The following is a 17,579-nucleotide window of genomic DNA, read 5'->3' as shown; positions in this document are numbered from 1 at the left end:
AATAGCAAATGCTGTTGAAAACACTAGAATTTTATTTAAAACGGTAAAGTTTAAGGGATTCTTTACAAATATGTGGATTTATTTACTTTTTATTGAATTTGATTAAAAATATCAAACATTGGCACTAAAATCGACGTGACTATGGTCCCGACGATTACACTTAGAAAAACAATCATTAGTGGTTCAATTAATGATTTTAATTGATCTGTTGTATTGTCTACTTCATCCTCATAAAAATTAGCAACCTTACCGAGCATTTCATCCAATGACCCCGTGCTTTCTCCAATTGCAATCATATGGGTAATAAGGGGCGGGAAAGCCCAATGCTTTTTCATCGGTTCCGTCATTGATTTCCCTTGTTCAAGAGCATGTCTTGATTGTTTTACCACATCTGCAATCACTTCATTTTCAACAATGGTTTCAACGACGGTTAGCGCTTGTAAGATAGGGACTGAACTGTTCAACATCGAGCTTAATGTTCTAGTCAATCGTGCAAGAACAGCCTTTTGAATGAGTTTCCCAAAAATCGGCATTCTTAATTGGGCATAATCCAGATAATATCTTGTTTGTTGTTTTTGCTTAAGTAACATAAAAAACAGATAAAGAAAAAGCACTACTAGAATGACCAGCCACCAAAACTTTTGCATAAATACACTTGCATTTAAAACGAATTTTGTTATACCTGGTAATTCGGCGCCAAAATCGGCAAACATATCTACAAACGTCGGAACAACTGAAACTAATAAAAAGATCACTACCACAATAGCAACTATTCCAACAACAGCTGGGTAAGCCATCGCTGACTTTACCTTCTGTCTTGTTTTATTTTGCTTTTCATAATAAGCAGCCAGGTTTTCTAATGTATCATCAAGATTTCCGCCCACTTCTCCCACGCGAACCATATTCGTAAATAGGGTTGTAAAAATCCGTTTATGCTTGGCTGTTGCTGCAGATAAGGGAATCCCCTCCCTTAAATCCACCTCTACCTCTACAAGTGCTTTCTGAAGGGGTTTACTACTTGTTTGGTTTGCCAAAATATGCATCGAATCAACAATGGTTACGCCTGCTTTAATAAGAGTTGAAAACTGTCTTAAAAAAATAACAAAGTCTCTAAGTTTAACAGGATTCCCAATCGCAATATCTTTTGTTAAAAAAGTTTCCGGTACTTCATTAATCGTAATGACGCGAATTCCTTTATCACGAAGAGATACAACCGCGTCCTTCTTTGAAGTTCCTGAAATGGTGCCGGATTTCTTACCGAATTTATCTCTACCTTCATATTTAAATCTAGGCATTTGTATTTAACTCCTGTAAATAGGGTTGAGCAATATCTTTTGAAATCACTCCAGCACGGACTAAATCTGAAAGGTCTGTTTCCAAGGTGTGCATGCCTTCTGCACGGCTTGTTTGCATCACATTTTTGATTTGATGATTTTTTTCATTTCGAATTAAATTTGCAACTGCAGAATTATTAAGTAATATTTCGGTAGCCGCCTTACGGCCTTTTTTATCAATTGTTGGGAATAACCTTTGTGATATAACACTTACTAATACATTTGCAAGCTGAATCCTTATTTGTGGTTGCTGCGAATATGGAAACATATCAATAATCCGATCAATCGTAGAAGGGGCATTTACTGTATGTAACGTTCCTAATACAAGGTGACCGGTTTCTGCTGCTGTGATGGCTGTTTGCGTCGTTTCTAAGTCACGCATCTCACCAACAAGGATTACATCAGGATCCTGCCGTAATGCAGCTCTAAGGCCGTTTGCAAAGTTATGAGTATCACTTCCAACCTCTCGTTGCTCAATAATACTCATTCCATGCTTATGGAGGTATTCGATTGGATCCTCTAATGTCACCACATGCTTGCTCATTGTTTGATTAATGTACTGAATCATCGCTGCAAGGGTTGTAGACTTCCCGCTGCCAGTCGGACCTGTAACAAGTACTAAACCTTGTGGCTTTTGACTGATCTTTTTTAACACCTGTGGTAATGCCAGATCTTCAATTGTCGGGATAGAAGTAGGTATGACACGAAACGCGATGGCTGGACATCCGCGCTGCATGTAGATATTGACACGAAATCGTGAAATACCCGAGATACCATATGAGAAATCAAGTTCTCCTTTTTGTTTAAAACGAACCCACATTTCCTCTGGTACAATTGCTTTAGCCATTTCCTCAATTACTGGAGGTTTTAAACTATCTTTTCCGTACCTTTTTAACTCGCCATTAATCCGAAAAATGGGTGGAACACCAGCTGTAATATGAATATCAGAAGCTTTATGTTCATGTGCTGAATGTAATATTCGATTTATTTTATCCTTCATTTACTTCCCACCTATTCAGCAGTTGTCACTCTTAAGATTTCCTCTGTCGTTGTTAATCCTTGTTTTACCTTTAATAGACCATCATCAATCAAAAAGATAGTTCCGTTTTTGATAGCTAACTCACGAAGCGTTATGTAAGATTCACGGTTCATGATTGCCCTTTTCATGTCATCATTGATCACCAATAATTCATGAATGGCTACCCTGCCTTTATATCCTGTCATATTACAGGTTCCACAGCCTTTTCCTCGATTTACCTTTTCAATTGCGATTCCACGTTTTGCGAAAATCTCTAGTTCACGTACAGTTGGTTCCTGTTGTTGACCACAATCTCGACAGACACGACGAACCAATCGCTGTGCGACGACACCTGAAAGCGACGAAGCAACAAGGAAGGGTTCCACTCCCATATCAATTAAGCGTGTAATCGTTCCAAGTGAATCGTTCGTATGAAGAGTGCTTAACACTAAATGGCCTGTTAATGAAGCTCTAACAGCTACATCCGCTGTTTCTTGGTCACGAATTTCTCCGACCATAATGATATTAGGGTCCTGTCGTAAAATGGCACGGAGTCCTTTGGCAAATGTCATTCCGACATTTGTATTTACTTGAATTTGGTTGATTCCTTCTAATTGGTATTCAACAGGATCTTCAATCGTTATGATGTTAACATCTTCAGAATTCAGTTGGTTTAATGCTGCATAAAGTGTTGAAGATTTTCCTGATCCTGTAGGACCTGTGATTAATACAATTCCTGTCGGATTATGTATCAGTTTTTTAAATCTTTTAAGGTTGACATTATTAAATCCTAATTGTGTAAGATTATTTAAAGAACTGCTTAAATCTAGAACCCTCATAACAATTTTTTCACCGTATACTGTTGGCAAGGTGGAAACACGTAAATCAATATGATGTGCTTCAAGATTTATTTTTATTCGACCATCCTGTGGGATACGGCTTTCGGTAATATCTAGGTTTGCCATAATCTTAATGCGTGCTGTAAGGACGCCTTGCATACTTTTTGGTAGTGACCGTTCCGTACGGAGTACTCCATCTACTCGATAACGAAGTAATACCTTTGTTTCATGTGGGTCTACATGAATATCACTTGCTCGCTGTTGAACAGCATTTTGCAAGATTTGGTTAACTAATTTTACAACCGGTGAATCTTCGTTGGTGATTTTCTCTTCTTCAATTTCTGCAGGAGCTTCAGCAAATAGCTCCTTTACCCCTTCATCTAGATCATAAAATTTATTAATTGCCCGTAAGATCTCATCCTTAGAAGCTATGACTGGTTCAATATAAAATCCAGTCGTTAACCGTAAATCCTCTATCGCATAATAATCCATAGGGTCCGCCATTGCGACAAATAGCTTGTCTCCTTCTTTCCGAAGGGCTATTAAAAGGTGCCTTCTTGCCATTTCTTTAGGTATCAATGTCATTAACGATGTATCGATTGGGTATCGAAACAGACTAACATGTGGTATACCTAATTGAAACTCAAGAACTTCAATTAATTGTTGCTCTGAGATAAACCCTTTTTGAAGAAGGATATCCCCAAGTTTTTGCGTTTCAGTTTGATCTTCAAGAGCTTGTTTTAATTGTTGCTCTGTTAGTAGACCTGCATCTATAAGCAAATCTCCTAATCGTTTGCGTGCTCTTCGCATGGAATGTCCCCTCCCTAGGATTTTTGTAAATGCAATGGATCAGGATCTTCCCATAAATCGGTATTTTCCTTTTCGTTGTCTTTATTAGATTCATTTCCAGATTCCTGATTATTTTCTTCTCCCTTTCCATTATTTGTCCCAGGAGTTTTATAATCTGGATTTGCAATATTACCTTCTGGTTCCGTATCATTCACGTTTTGAGGGGGTTCCGGAACTAAAATACTATGGGCTTCAATTTTGTGGATAGGTGGATAAAAATCCTCAGCTACCTTCACTTTTTCGTCTACTACACCAGTCTCTCTTATGATGCGATAGATTGTACCAATTTCCCCGGGAACTCCTTTTTGTCTAACAACCTTTGCCCCTTTCGATAACGTGCTGTCATACTGTTTAATAATCTTAGGTTCAAACGATTCTTTTTCCTCAATAACTATATGTATCGATTGTGGACTCTCCGGGCCAATAAGCTGCACAATAAACTCATGATTCACAAATGAAAACATAAGTTGAAACGCGTGAGGATTTGCATTGTAAATAATCAAATCCTTTCTATCTTTTTCAATCATGGCTTCATAACCGAAAGCAGCATAATAAGGCAACTGATTGCTAATATGTCTTTCTACAATTTCAAAATTTGAAGATAAAATCGTCGAATAAATACCTGTTGCAATTATACTTAATGCCTCATTTGAATAGTTAGTAGATGTACCGCTTTCCGACAAAAAGGAAAGCAAAGAGAAAGATTTGTTTGCAGGTATTGGTACAACACCAAACTCTTTCACCCATTGTACGATTTCACTTTCATCCTTTAAATCATGAATGGCCGATTGAGATACGACATGGTTATCATCCGTTTTGTCAATTTGATCAGTGTTATTCTCAATTTCCTCTGACGGTTCATTACCTGGTTTTTCCTTGAATGAATCATCAGCAAAAAATGCATGGTACGTTTTCGTTCCAATAGTCGAAAAAAGAGACAGGAGTAAAACACAGAGTATGAGCAAGCTGAAAATTTTAACTGTAGATAACTTCTGCATGGTTGTCCCCCTTTAACTCTTTATGTGACTTTAGTTGATATTGTCCCCAGATTCAATTACATGATTTTATAAAACATCTTATATGTACTCAAAATCAGATAGTAAAATATACCTATACCATCACATTTCATTTTATATGAAAATAGGAAAATACTAAAGAGGTTAACGAGTTATTTGTAATAAATTAAAATATTTTGTTACAGTTTGTCACTTGCATTTACGCATAAAAAAACGGGGCTATTTGCCCCTTATGTTTTCATATTTAGTGGATCGATAATAAAAACTTCCTAACCTCAGATATAAAATAAAGAGAACCCGTTATAATTAGAGCTGCATTTTCTTCCGATGATGCTCGCATTAATCCCGCTTCAACTGCCTCTTGCCACTTATCAATCGTTCTAATGGATTCACCGGCAGAAGAATTTTCATATAGTTCCTTGGTGCTTGCCGCTCTTGGGTAGTCAAAGGTAGTAAAAGTCAAGGTTTGACCAACCTTTTCAAGTTGTCCAATCATCGTGTCTAATTTTTTGTCGCCTAACGCACTAAAAATAATGTGGATATCTTTTCCTTTTAAATGAGTCCCTATCGTTTCAACAAGACTGTTAATACCTTCTGGATTATGCGCTCCGTCTAAAATAACAAGTGGTTCCTTCGAAATCTCTTCAAATCGTCCAATCCATTTTGTTTTCGCCAAACCTGCTACAAGTTCATTGTCACCGATTTGTGCAACACCATTATGTTGTAATAAGTGAACGGCCATCACTGCTAAGCTTGCGTTTCTAACCTGATGCGCACCCTTCATTAAGATGTGTAGATTTTGAAAGTTTTTATTTTGAGTCTTTACTGTAAAGCTTTCTCCATCATCTGATTGATGGCCCAGGATAAAGAAGTCTTGGTCTAATTGATAAAATGGACTCTCTTCTTCTTTTGCCTTAGCACTTATCACTTCAATTGCTTCCCGCTGCTGAGCTCCTGATATTACGGGAACGTTCCGTTTGATGATACCAGCTTTTTCACCCGCAATTTCTTCGATTGTGTCCCCAAGAATATTCATGTGATCAAAGCCAATGCTCGTAATGATGGATACAAGCGGAGTAATGACATTTGTAGAATCAAGTCTTCCTCCTAGCCCCACTTCCATAATTACAAAGTCAATAGCAGAAGTTTCCCCAAAATAATAAAGGGCCATCGCGGTAATGACTTCAAACTCAGTAGGACCACCAAGTTCGGTTTCCTCCAGTTCTTCCGCTAATGGTTTAATCACTTGTAAAAGAGAGACAATTTCATCATCTAAGATGGGCTTTCCGTTTACACTAATTCGCTCATTAAAAGACTCAATATAAGGAGAGGTGAAGGTTCCAACCTTATAACCTGCTTCTTGTAAAATATTACGAAGGTAGCTGACAGTTGAGCCTTTCCCATTAGTTCCAGCAACATGAATTGTCTTTATTTTTTTCTCCGGATGATTAAGTCGTTCCATCATCCATTCCATTCGGGCTAATCCCGGCTTCATGCCTAGTCTTAATCTCCCATGAATCCATGACAAAGCTTCATCGTATGTATATATCATATGAGTTTCCTCCACAGTTTTTATAATGAAGGAAAGACGAATCTATAATAGATTCGCCTTTTATTCATTTAGCCTCTTAGTTCTGCAATGCGCTCGCGAACTGTTTCGCGTTTTTCGAGATAGTCTTTTTCTTTTGCTCGTTCTTCATCAATGACTTTTTGAGGTGCTTTCTTCACGAAACCTTCGTTACCAAGTTTCTTCTGAACGCGTTCAACCTCTTTATCAAGCTTTTCTAGTTCTTTTTCCAGACGCTTGATTTCTTCATCGATGTTGATCAGCCCTTCAAGCGGAAGGAATAATTCTGCACCTGTTACAACTGAAGTCATTGCCTTTTCAGGTGAAGTAATGTCGGTTGCAATCGCGAGCTCACTTGGGTTACAGAATCGTTCAAGATAAGAGCGATTCTTTTCTAATTGTGGCAGAATCGTTGCATCCTTTGCTTTTATATAAAGCTTGATTTGTTTGCTCATTGGTGTATTTACCTCTGCACGGATATTACGAACAGAGCGAATAATATCAACCAATAGTCGCATTTCCCCGGCTGCTTGATCGTCTGATAGTTCCGGATTAACTTCCGGCCATTTTGCAATGGTAATAGATTCACCATTATGTGGCAAGTTTTGCCATATTTCCTCGGTAATGAACGGCATAAATGGATGTAATAATCTCATTGTGTTGTCTAAAACATAGGCAAGAATCGATCTCGTAGTTTTCTTTGCTTGCTCGTCTTCACCGTATAAAGGAAGCTTCGCCATTTCAATATACCAGTCACAGAAGTCATCCCAAATGAAGTTATATAACACCCTGCCTACTTCACCAAATTCATATTTATCCGCAAGCTTCGTTACGGATTCAATGGTTTCATTTAAGCGAGTTAGGATCCACTTATCGGCAACTGATTTTTCACCGCTAAAGTCGATATCCTCAAACTTTAAATCGCCCATGTTCATTAGGGCAAAACGTGAAGCATTCCAAATCTTATTCGCAAAGTTCCAAGTCGCTTCAACCTTTTCCATACTAAAGCGTAGGTCTTGACCTGGTGAACTTCCAGTGGATAAGAAGTATCGTAATGAATCAGCACCGTATTGGGCGATGACATCCATTGGGTCGACACCATTTCCAAGTGACTTACTCATTTTACGACCTTCTGCGTCACGTACTAGACCGTGAATGAGAACATCTTTAAATGGACGTTTTCCGGTAAATTCGAGTCCTTGGAAAATCATTCTGGATACCCAGAAGAAGATGATATCATAGCCTGTCACAAGGGCATCTGTTGGATAGTAGCGTTTAAAATCCGCTGCTTCCTTGTCAGGCCAGCCCATTGTAGAGAATGGCCATAAGGCAGAACTAAACCATGTATCTAATACATCATTGTCCTGCTCCCAGTTTTCGATGTCAGTTGGTGGCTCATGATCTACATAAACCTCACCTGTATCTTTATGGTACCAGGCTGGGATTCTATGACCCCACCATAATTGACGAGAAATACACCAATCACGAATGTTTTCCATCCAATGCAGATATGTTTTTTCAAAACGGTCTGGAACGAAATGTACCTTTTCTTCCTGTGTTTGAAGCTTAATCGCTTCATCCGCTAACGGCTGCATTTTTACGAACCATTGGGTTGATAGATATGGTTCAACAACTGCTCCACTTCGCTCACTGTGGCCTACCGAATGAAGGTGGTCTTCAATTTTGAAAAGAACGCCTTCTGCTTGAAGATCCTTCACAATTTGTTTTCTGCATTCAAATCGGTCCAACCCTTGGTATTTACCTGCATTGGCATTCATTGTTCCATCCTCATTCATCACAAGAACACGTTCAAGATTGTGGCGATTGCCTACCTCAAAGTCATTTGGGTCATGAGCAGGTGTGATTTTAACTGCACCTGAACCAAATTCCATATCAACATATTCATCCCCAACAATCGGAATTTCTCTTCCTACAATTGGAAGAATGACTGTTTTACCAATTAGATGTTTGAAGCGTTCATCCTTCGGGTGAACGGCAATGGCGGTATCACCAAGCATTGTTTCCGGACGAGTGGTTGCAATTTCAATCGTTCCGCTGCCATCTGCTAATGGATAGCGCATATGGTAAAATGCACCCTGCACATCTTTATAGATTACCTCGATATCAGACAGGGCTGTTTTTGTCGCAGGGTCCCAGTTGATAATGTATTCACCGCGATAAATAAGTCCTTTTTTATAGAGAGTAACGAACACTTCACGTACTGCTTTTGAAAGTCCTTCATCAAGTGTGAATCGTTCTCTTGAATAATCTAATCCAAGACCAAGCTTAGACCATTGCTCACGAATATGACTCGCATACTCTTCCTTCCACTTCCAGGTTTCCTCTACAAATTTTTCACGTCCTAAGTCATAGCGAGTTTTCCCTTCTTCACGAAGCTTCGCCTCAACTTTTGCTTGGGTCGCGATTCCTGCATGGTCCATGCCCGGCAGCCAAAGAACGTCATGGCCCTGCATTCGTTTGATGCGAGTTAGGATATCCTGTAAGGTTGTATCCCACGCATGCCCTAGGTGCAGCTTTCCTGTTACGTTTGGTGGTGGAATCACAATGGTATATGGTTTTTTCTCAGCATCGTCTTTTGCTTCAAAAAATTTGCCATCCAACCAATATTGATAGCGGCCCGCTTCAATCGTTTGCGGGTCATACTTTGTTGATAAATTCTTTTCATTTCCCTCCATAAGAGTTCCTCCTTAAATACAATGAAAATAAAAAACTCCACTCATCCTAATAAAAGGACGAATGGAGTGTATTCGCGGTACCACCTTTTTTCATAGATAAAAAAGCTTATCTATGCTCTCAAGAAAAGATAACGGCTTTTCACCGGCTTTTACTACTTCATTTTCATAAAAGCTACTTAAGGGTGACCTTCCATCGTAACGTTCCTAAGAAATCTCACAGCTACTGATTTCTCTCTCTGAAGGGGTATGCGATGTACTCTTCCCTCTCATCGTATGTACATTAATGGATGTTTAAAAGTCGCCAAATGATAAGCTTCGAATCTCTGCGTCACTCGGTCTCTCCGGTCCTCGCGTATTAAAAGCATACGCTCTGGTCCTCGAGACTGTCCTTCCTTGACCTTCTCGCTTCTGATTCGTCGACTTTAAAACTTTTATTGTGTTCTTAAAGATTCTACTACTAATTTTTATCAATTTCAATAGGTATTGTCAATAAGGATAGCCAAGTTTCATATACTTTATTCTCGTACGTGTCTTTTGTTACAAATTTGTTGGATTGGAACTATTCTGCTTTTCCAAGCATATTTTAATTATAGGATTTCCTGAAGGGAGAGATCATATGAGAAGACATCGTTTAAGAAAATACGCCTACCCTCCTTGGCTAAGGCAATGCAGAGATGTTTGTCACCAATTTATCATCCCGATCACTATCGTTCAAGCGGTTCGAACCCTGTTCCTGCCAACCTCGTTTGATGTGCTCTTTTTAGCCATCTTAATCTTGCTTGCCGTCTCCTTCTATTTAGACTGGATTTAAAAAATCCCATACATTATTCCGTATGGGATTCTTCCTTTTCCTGTTCTTTTCTTTTTTGTTCGGCTTCAAGAAGTTTAACAGAAACAAATTCAATATTTTTCATTTGCCAATATGCCCGCTGCAACAACTGAACATGCTCTAACTCTGATCTTTTTTGTTTCTGAGCTGTATAATTTTGCACACAGCGATATAAGGACTCTGGAAATGCCAAATGACTTAACAAGAGATAAAATTCCTCTTCTCGTAATGGAAATCGGCTTTGATAAGATTCAAACCACTCTAAACAATCTGTACAAAGAGTAGGAAAGGTTTTTAATATTCGGTAATAGAGGATAACTAAATCATTTGTTGGATTCCCATAGGCTGCCCTCTCAAAATTTGAAAGATACCCTTTTCCACTTTCATCATATAACAAATGTGTATCCGATAAATTGTTTAATGTTAAAACTGTACGAAAAGACTCCTTCTCTACCATTAACTCGTGCCATCTATCAAGCTGGTTTCTTGCAAATGATGAGGCTAAACTGCTTTCATAAAAATACGTACAAAACTGGAGTTCAAATGGGGACATAAACCACTTTGTTTCGGCTTCTTCAACAAATTTTTCAAGAAACTGATTTCGCTCTTCCCATTTCTTGATGATTGCTTCATAATGTCCCGTAATCTCATTTTTATCGCTAATTTGCTGTTTTCTTGCCGTTGTTAGATGAATCCTTGCGATTTCTTTAAAAAGGGCATGGTAATGGCCTCCACGTTGCTGTGGGGTGCTGCTCTTCAGCCATGGCATTAAGTAATAGAACTTTTGATTATGATAGACAAGGTATTTCCCTTCAACCGTCGGATAAATGGGTACAGCTCTTGTATAGCCCTGTTGGAATAACTGTTGAAGAAGAGTGGGGAAGGATGGATTGATTTTGTGTGAAATGACTTTTAGAGCATACGTACCTTTGTTTGTCATCACTTTCGTGACTTTGCCGAACTGTTCGAATGATAATGGCTGGAGATTATATTTTTTTAAGATGGGCCCGATTTTACTGACATCGATTTTATCCATTGGGCCAATCACTCTCTTTCCTGACAATTTTTCTAAAGAAAACAGGGCGAGGTTTTTCTCCCCACCCTATTGATTAAATTTACGTATTCGCTTGGACAGGAATATATAATAACTGTCCTTCAGAAACGGAATCGGTATTTAGTGAATTTACTCGTACTAATTGCTGCACACTTATTTCATAACGCTGTGAAATCTTCTCCAATGAATCTCCGTGTTGTACGATACAGATTTTCATCGTCGTATGATCATCAACTTCATCTCTGCCAAATATTTTGGTTAATAATAAATCATTTTCACTTCGTTTTACAGATTCCTCTGTTTTATCATCTCTCTGTTCTTTCCCCTCTTTTATTTCCTGTACAGCTGTTGAGCTTTTTCTATTGGGTTGATCAGAACCAAAGGATAATTGATTATCATGCCTTGCTTTTACTTCGATTGAAGGTGTTAGAACAGCATGAACCTCTTCCTCTTCAATCACTTCGACAACTTCGCTTTCCTCTTGTTCCTGATAAGCTTCTTTTCTTGCTTCCACTTCAAAAGGAACAAATAGGTCAGCATCAGCTTCTTCGTCCTGCTGTTCACTCACAGCAATAACTTCCTGTTCCTCTATTTCATTATGTAGCACCACTACTTCCTCTTTCGTTTGCAGTACTACCTCTTCTTGCTCTTCACGTTTTTCTTCAGCGACTGCTTGAACTTCTTCTACCTCTTGCGCCTCTTCTACTTCTTCACGTTTTTCCTCGGCTGTCACTTCAGCTATATCCTCTTCGAACGAACTGCTTCTTACAAGTTCAAGTTCTTCTTCAACCGGTTGTTCATTCACAATAGAGGATTGTGCTTCTTGTTTGATAGCCTCTGGGGCCGCTTCCGTTTTAGGTGCATGACTTACGCCTTGGATACCACTTATGGCTAAATCAGCAATAATTTGTAAGCAGCCACGCTTTGGAATTTCATAGTCAAATGTTTCAATTAAAACATACACATCATCTAAGCTTTGAACACGATCTTGTGGAATCGTAATATCGACAGGGAAGCGATGGTTTAGTTCACTAATTCCATCCTCACGTGTAATAACCTCATTTACCAGTCGAACTGAGGCAAAATCACGTTCTCCATCTTCCGTATCATTATCATCTATTCGATATTCACCTGTTAGCTGTAATGCACCGCGAATGGACACATATTGGTCATGCTCTTGTATGACAATATCTGGGTCAAGTGATATTGAGATGAGCTCAGAGACTTCCTGTCCCTTTTGAAACCAGACTGATTCTTCTACTGAAAATCGTAAGTTTTCAGATGACATCAGCTACTCCTCCTTTCAGTCTCCTTCTAAACAGATTTACTATGACATTACAATTTTTATGATTGTTCCAAACGATTTATGATAAATTCTTAAAGAAGTTAGTCAAATAAAAAGGCAGACCCAGATGTTTTTTATCTGAGTCTGCCATGTGGTCTTACCCTCTTATTTTTGAAAATGCTTTTTCAGCTGCTTGAATTGTTTTTTCGATATCTTCTTCAGAATGAGCTGTAGAAAGGAAAATCCCTTCAAATTGAGATGGTGGAAGGAATACTCCTTCATTTGCCATTTCACGATAATACGTTGCAAAATAATCTAAATTAGATGTTTTGGCAACATCATAGTTAATTACTTTTTCATTAGTAAAGAAGAAGCCAATCATTGAACCAGCACGATTGATACAAAGTGGGATATCATATTTTTCTGCTGCTTTTGTAAGTCCTTCTTCAAGTCGGTCCGCTTTCTTCTTAAATTCAGTATAGTGTTCAGGTTTAAGCTGAGATAGAGTTTCATAGCCTGCCGTCATAGCTAATGGGTTACCTGAAAGTGTGCCTGCTTGGTAGATTGGCCCAGCTGGAGCGATTTGTTCCATAATATCTGCACGTCCGCCATATGCCCCCACTGGTAGACCACCACCGATTACTTTACCAAGACAGGTAATGTCAGGAGTAACGCCGAAATAGCCTTGCGCACAATTATAATCAACTCGGAATCCAGTCATTACTTCATCAAAAATTAATAATGTTCCATACTTAGTTGTAATTTCCCGAAGACTTTCAAGGAATCCAGGCTGTGGAGGAACAACACCCATATTTCCTGCTACTGGCTCGACAATCACCCCAGCAATATCTTCTCCAAACTGTTCAAATGCATATTTTACTGCCTCTAAATCATTATAAGGAACCGTAATTGTATTTTTAGCAATTCCCTCAGGCACGCCTGGGCTATCAGGTAAGCCAAGTGTGGCAACACCAGAGCCTGCTTTAATTAATAAAGAGTCACCATGTCCATGATAACAGCCTTCAAATTTCAAGATTTTATTTCGTCCTGTATAGCCGCGTGCTAAACGCAATGCGCTCATAGTAGCTTCTGTTCCGGAGTTCACCATACGGACGATCTCAATGGATGGAACTCTTTCTATTACAAGTTTAGCAAGCTTATTTTCAGATAATGTCGGAGCTCCAAAGCTTGTTCCCCATTCTGTTACCTTTTTAAGGGCTTCCACGACTTGATCATCCGCATGACCATGAATAAGTGGTCCCCATGATAATACGTAATCTATGTATTCATTTCCGTCAATATCATATATTTTCGATCCCTTTCCACGCTCCATGAAAATAGGATCCATATTTACCGATTTGAAAGCACGAACTGGGCTATTTACTCCACCTGGCATTAGGTGTATGCTTTCCGAAAATGCCGCTTTTGACTTTTCATAACTTCTCATCTTCGTAACCCCTTTCTTTAATGGCGTCTTAGCCTTGTCATGTTAATGAGGGACAGACTCTAAATTTAATTTTCTTTTAACCAACGAGCCACATCTTTTGAGTGATACGTAATAATTAAATCCGCTCCTGCTCGTTTCATTCCAGTTAGCATTTCCATGACGATTTCTTTTTCATTTATCCAACCGTTTTGGGCCGCTGCTTTAATCATCGAATATTCGCCACTAACATTATACGCAACGATTGGCGCATTAAAATGATTTTTCACATCCCGGACAATATCTAAGTATGATAATGCTGGTTTTACGATGATGAAATCTGCACCTTCTTCAATATCAGATTCAGCTTCACGGAATGCTTCTAAGCGGTTTGCATAATCCATTTGATAGGTTTTACGATCACCAAATGAAGGAGAACTCCCGGCAGCATCACGGAATGGACCATAAAATGCAGATGAATATTTAACCGCATATGACATAATCGGAACATTTTCAAAGCCTGCTTCATCTAGGCCATGTCGAATAGCTGTAACAAATCCATCCATCATATTAGATGGTGCAATAATATCCGCACCCGCTTTCGCTTGACTTACGGCTGTTTTTGCTAACAATTCAAGGGATGGGTCATTTAGTACCTCGCCGTTCTCGATAACTCCACAGTGGCCGTGTGAAGTATATTCACAAAGACAAGTATCTGCAATGACAATTAATTCTGGATGTTTTTCTTTTATGAAACGAGTTGCTTCTTGAACAATCCCGTGATTATGATAGGCTCCTGTACCAACCTCATCCTTTTCATCTGGTACACCAAATAAAATAACTGATTTAATTCCCAACCCTACAATCTCATTTAATTCTTGTTCAAGTAGATCCAATGAAATATTATAGACACCTGGCATCGAGGAAACTTCTATTTTCTTATTTTCTCCTTCAACAATGAATAAAGGGTAAATTAAATCATCCGTATGTAAATGTGTTTCACGCACTAATGCTCTCATATTTGCAGATTGGCGTAATCTCCGATGTCTAACAAATTGTAATTTCTCCATCTCTTATTTTCCTCCTTGTGATTGTAAAAAACCGATGATTTCCATAAGTAAATGGTCTGTTGTGTAATGTTCAGGGCAAATATGAATGGGGATATGTAATTGCTCTGCCGCTTTTTGGGTCTCTGGCCCAATGCAAGCGAATATGACATGCTTTGTCCATTCTTCCCACTCCGTTTGTTCCACCATTTTATAAAATTGCTTCACTGTAGATGGACTTGTAAATGTGATTATGTCTATTTGTTTTTCTTTTAAAAGCTCGATTAAATGTTCCTTATCACGAGTATCTCCTGCTGTCTCATAAACAATTAAATCAGTAACTCCAGCACCGCGCTTTGTTAACTCATCAACTAAATAAGAACGTGCTAAATTACCGCGAGCTAATAAAAATTGGACACCTTCTTTTACATACGGTCTCAAACTTTCGAACAAGCCTTCGGCAATAAATTCAGCCGGAACTATCTCAGGCTTATACCCCTTTGCCAATAATGCCTTTTCTGTTTTTGTACCGACTACAGCGATTTTAGGCATGGTTAGTTTCCTACTTACTTTTTCCACTACCTCATCATAAAAATCAAAGAAGAAATCAACACCATTTTTACTCGTAAAAACCAGCCATTCATAATGATCTAATTGCTGAATCGTTACTTTAATAAAATCTGTTTCTTTTGGTTTTTGGAACGTTAGCAAAGGAATTTCGATTGGCGTACCACCAGCTGCCGAGATTTTCTTAGAAAATTCAGCAGCCGCATTTTTACCTCTTGTATTTAAAATCGTTTTCCCGAAAAGAGGTTGTTCGCCTTTCATTACTTGTTAAGCTCCTCTTTCACTTGATCAATTAACTCTTTTGCACCAAGGTCTGTTAATTTTTTCGCTGCTTCGTGTCCCACTTCAATTGGATTTCTTCCATTCACTTGTTCTTTGTATATGATTTTCCCGTCCGGAGAACCTACCAACGCTGTTAACGCAATTTCTTTATCATCTGACATCGTTGCATAAGCCGCAATTGGAATCTGGCAGCCACCCTCCATTTTATGGAGGAAAGCACGCTCTGCAGCAACCGTATTTTGCGTATATTCATCATTTAATTTTGATAAGGCAAGTAAAATTTCAGTATCATCTTCACGGCATTCAATGGCAAGCGCACCTTGTCCCACTGCTGGTAAACAAACCTCAGGGTCCACAAATTCTGATACTACGTCGTCCGACCAACCTAATCGCTTTAAGCCTGCTGCAGCCAAAACGATAGCATCGTAGTCTTCATTTTCCAGCTTTGAAAGCCTTGTATCGATGTTTCCGCGAATCCATTTAATTTCAATATCTTCTCTTTTTGCTAGAAGTTGTGCACTTCTACGCAAACTGCTTGTTCCCACAATTGATCCACTAGGAAGGTTATCAAAGGATACATCTTGCTTCGAGATAATGACATCACGGTGATCTTCACGCTTCGGAACACATCCAATGATTAATCCTTCAGGTAACACAGCAGGCATGTCCTTCATACTATGGACAGCCATATCAATTTCCTTATCATATAAAGCCTGTTCAATTTCTTTAACGAAAAGGCCTTTACCTCCAACTTTCGATAACGTAACATCAAGAATTTTATCGCCTTTTGTCACGATTTCTTTTACCTCAAACTCATTGGGTACACCTAAATTTTTAAGTTGCTGGATTACCCAGTTTGTCTGTGTAATCGCCAATTTGCTTCTACGAGAACCAACAATAATTTTCCTCATAAATACTCCTCCGTTCTATGAAAGCCAAAAATGAAAATTCGATAAGCTTCCAAATAAAAAGAAATTAACTAGTAAAAGTAAAAATGCTCCTATATTCCAGTATGCAATGGTTTTTCCTTGGAGCTTTTGGACAACCCTTTTATACAGGTACACGATGTAGATACCTAAAACAAAAAAGGAACCTAACACCTTTGTATCGTAAAAATAAAAATTTTCAACCTTTATAAAGGCCCATAGCACGCCCAAAATAAGTGCTAATAAAAGCATCGGCACTCCAATGAGATTCAATACGTATGACATATAGTCTAGTTTAGACAAATCATCTAGCCGGAGAAGACGCTTTCCCCATTTTTTCTGTTTCAACAAATTGTATTGAATCAAATAAAGGATTGAAAATACAAAGGATAATGAAAAAGCCCCGTATGATAGAATCGCCATCGTGATATGAATCATCAGCAATTCTGAAATTAGCTGGGTTTCCACCGCACTTGAACCATGCTGACCTGGGGCGAAGGTATGTAAAGCCATAATGAAAAACCCTAATAAATTGGTAAAAAAAACAAAAAAATCAACTCTCAAAAACTTGTTTAAAATTAAAGAGAGCATAATCAAAACCCACGCATAGAAATAGAGTCCTTCAAACATGGACAAGATCGGCAATCTACCTGTATGTATCATTCGTGTAAGCAGAAAAATTGTTTGAATGATCCATACAAATGCAAGTAACCAGAAGGCAACCTTGTTTACCTTCCGGTTATTATGAAGAAAGTCTATAAAATAAAGAAGGACACTTAGGGCATAGAGGATTACAGTAAACTCATGTAATCTCGTTACATTCATCTCTACCATATCGATTTTCTCCT

Annotated in this window: 14 protein-coding genes and 1 other annotated feature; of the genes, 1 reads left to right on the top strand and 13 read right to left on the bottom strand. The window is 38.6% G+C overall.

The window, feature by feature from the left end; all coding sequences use genetic code 11:
• Positions 1-89: 89 nt before the first annotated feature.
• From V7138_RS04785 to V7138_RS04760, 6 genes are all read right to left on the bottom strand, one after another.
• Positions 90-1,295, bottom strand: a complete 1,206-nt coding sequence (locus tag V7138_RS04785; RefSeq protein WP_335394611.1) for a type II secretion system F family protein — start codon at positions 1,293-1,295, stop codon at positions 90-92.
• Positions 1,288-2,334, bottom strand: a complete 1,047-nt coding sequence (locus V7138_RS04780) for a type IV pilus twitching motility protein PilT (protein WP_335394610.1) — start codon at positions 2,332-2,334, stop codon at positions 1,288-1,290. Before V7138_RS04780 ends, V7138_RS04785 begins: the two co-directional genes overlap by 8 nt.
• Before the next feature lie 11 nt (positions 2,335-2,345).
• On the bottom strand, positions 2,346-4,001 hold the full coding sequence (locus tag V7138_RS04775) for a GspE/PulE family protein (protein ID WP_335394609.1): 1,656 nt from the start codon (positions 3,999-4,001) through the stop codon (positions 2,346-2,348).
• Positions 4,002-4,015: 14 nt separating this feature from the next.
• Complete coding sequence (locus tag V7138_RS04770) at positions 4,016-5,038, bottom strand: G5 domain-containing protein (protein WP_335394608.1); 1,023 nt, start codon at positions 5,036-5,038, stop codon at positions 4,016-4,018.
• Between the two features lie 262 nt (positions 5,039-5,300).
• Positions 5,301-6,608 carry a bifunctional folylpolyglutamate synthase/dihydrofolate synthase gene (locus V7138_RS04765; RefSeq protein ID WP_335394607.1) on the bottom strand — a complete coding sequence of 436 codons (1,308 nt, stop codon included), beginning with the start codon at positions 6,606-6,608 and terminating at the stop codon, positions 5,301-5,303.
• 68 nt (positions 6,609-6,676) lie between these two features.
• Positions 6,677-9,319: a valine--tRNA ligase gene (locus tag V7138_RS04760; RefSeq protein WP_335394606.1), complete on the bottom strand. Its 2,643-nt coding sequence runs from the start codon at positions 9,317-9,319 to the stop codon at positions 6,677-6,679.
• A 50-nt stretch (positions 9,320-9,369) separates the two neighbouring features.
• Positions 9,370-9,598: a binding site (T-box leader), on the bottom strand.
• 337 nt (positions 9,599-9,935) lie between these two features.
• Here V7138_RS04760 and V7138_RS04755 point away from each other — a divergent pair.
• Positions 9,936-10,130 carry a hypothetical protein gene (locus V7138_RS04755; protein ID WP_335394605.1) on the top strand — a complete coding sequence of 65 codons (195 nt, stop codon included), beginning with the start codon at positions 9,936-9,938 and terminating at the stop codon, positions 10,128-10,130.
• 13 nt (positions 10,131-10,143) lie between these two features.
• Here the strand turns inward: V7138_RS04755 and ysxE are convergent, their stop codons facing one another.
• The 7 genes from ysxE to V7138_RS04720 all read right to left on the bottom strand — a co-directional run bounded on the left by ysxE (position 10,144) and on the right by V7138_RS04720 (position 17,565).
• Positions 10,144-11,184: a spore coat protein YsxE gene (ysxE, locus tag V7138_RS04750; RefSeq protein ID WP_335394604.1), complete on the bottom strand. Its 1,041-nt coding sequence runs from the start codon at positions 11,182-11,184 to the stop codon at positions 10,144-10,146.
• 79 nt (positions 11,185-11,263) lie between these two features.
• Positions 11,264-12,490: a stage VI sporulation protein D gene (gene spoVID / locus V7138_RS04745; protein WP_335394603.1), complete on the bottom strand. Its 1,227-nt coding sequence runs from the start codon at positions 12,488-12,490 to the stop codon at positions 11,264-11,266.
• A 154-nt stretch (positions 12,491-12,644) separates the two neighbouring features.
• A complete protein-coding gene (gene hemL, locus V7138_RS04740) occupies positions 12,645-13,934 on the bottom strand; it encodes a glutamate-1-semialdehyde 2,1-aminomutase (protein ID WP_335394602.1) in 1,290 nt (429 codons plus the stop codon).
• 65 nt (positions 13,935-13,999) lie between these two features.
• The gene (gene hemB, locus V7138_RS04735) at positions 14,000-14,980 is read right to left on the bottom strand and encodes a porphobilinogen synthase (RefSeq protein ID WP_335394601.1); all 981 of its coding nucleotides are present in this window, start codon (positions 14,978-14,980) and stop codon (positions 14,000-14,002) included.
• Between the two features lie 3 nt (positions 14,981-14,983).
• On the bottom strand, positions 14,984-15,784 hold the full coding sequence (locus V7138_RS04730; RefSeq protein ID WP_335394600.1) for a uroporphyrinogen-III synthase: 801 nt from the start codon (positions 15,782-15,784) through the stop codon (positions 14,984-14,986).
• Positions 15,784-16,716, bottom strand: a complete 933-nt coding sequence (gene hemC / locus V7138_RS04725) for a hydroxymethylbilane synthase (protein WP_335394599.1) — start codon at positions 16,714-16,716, stop codon at positions 15,784-15,786. Before hemC ends, V7138_RS04730 begins: the two co-directional genes overlap by 1 nt.
• A 15-nt stretch (positions 16,717-16,731) precedes the next feature.
• The gene (locus V7138_RS04720; protein WP_335394598.1) at positions 16,732-17,565 is read right to left on the bottom strand and encodes a cytochrome C assembly family protein; all 834 of its coding nucleotides are present in this window, start codon (positions 17,563-17,565) and stop codon (positions 16,732-16,734) included.
• Between the last annotated feature and the right edge of the window lie 14 nt (positions 17,566-17,579).

It is taken from the genome of Bacillus sp. JJ1533, assembly GCF_036965045.1.
In the GTDB taxonomy this organism is placed as follows: Bacteria; Bacillota; Bacilli; order Bacillales; family Bacillaceae_L; genus Ferdinandcohnia.
Note: the sequence above shows the minus strand (reverse complement) of the source record. Positions and strands in the feature narration are given on the sequence as shown.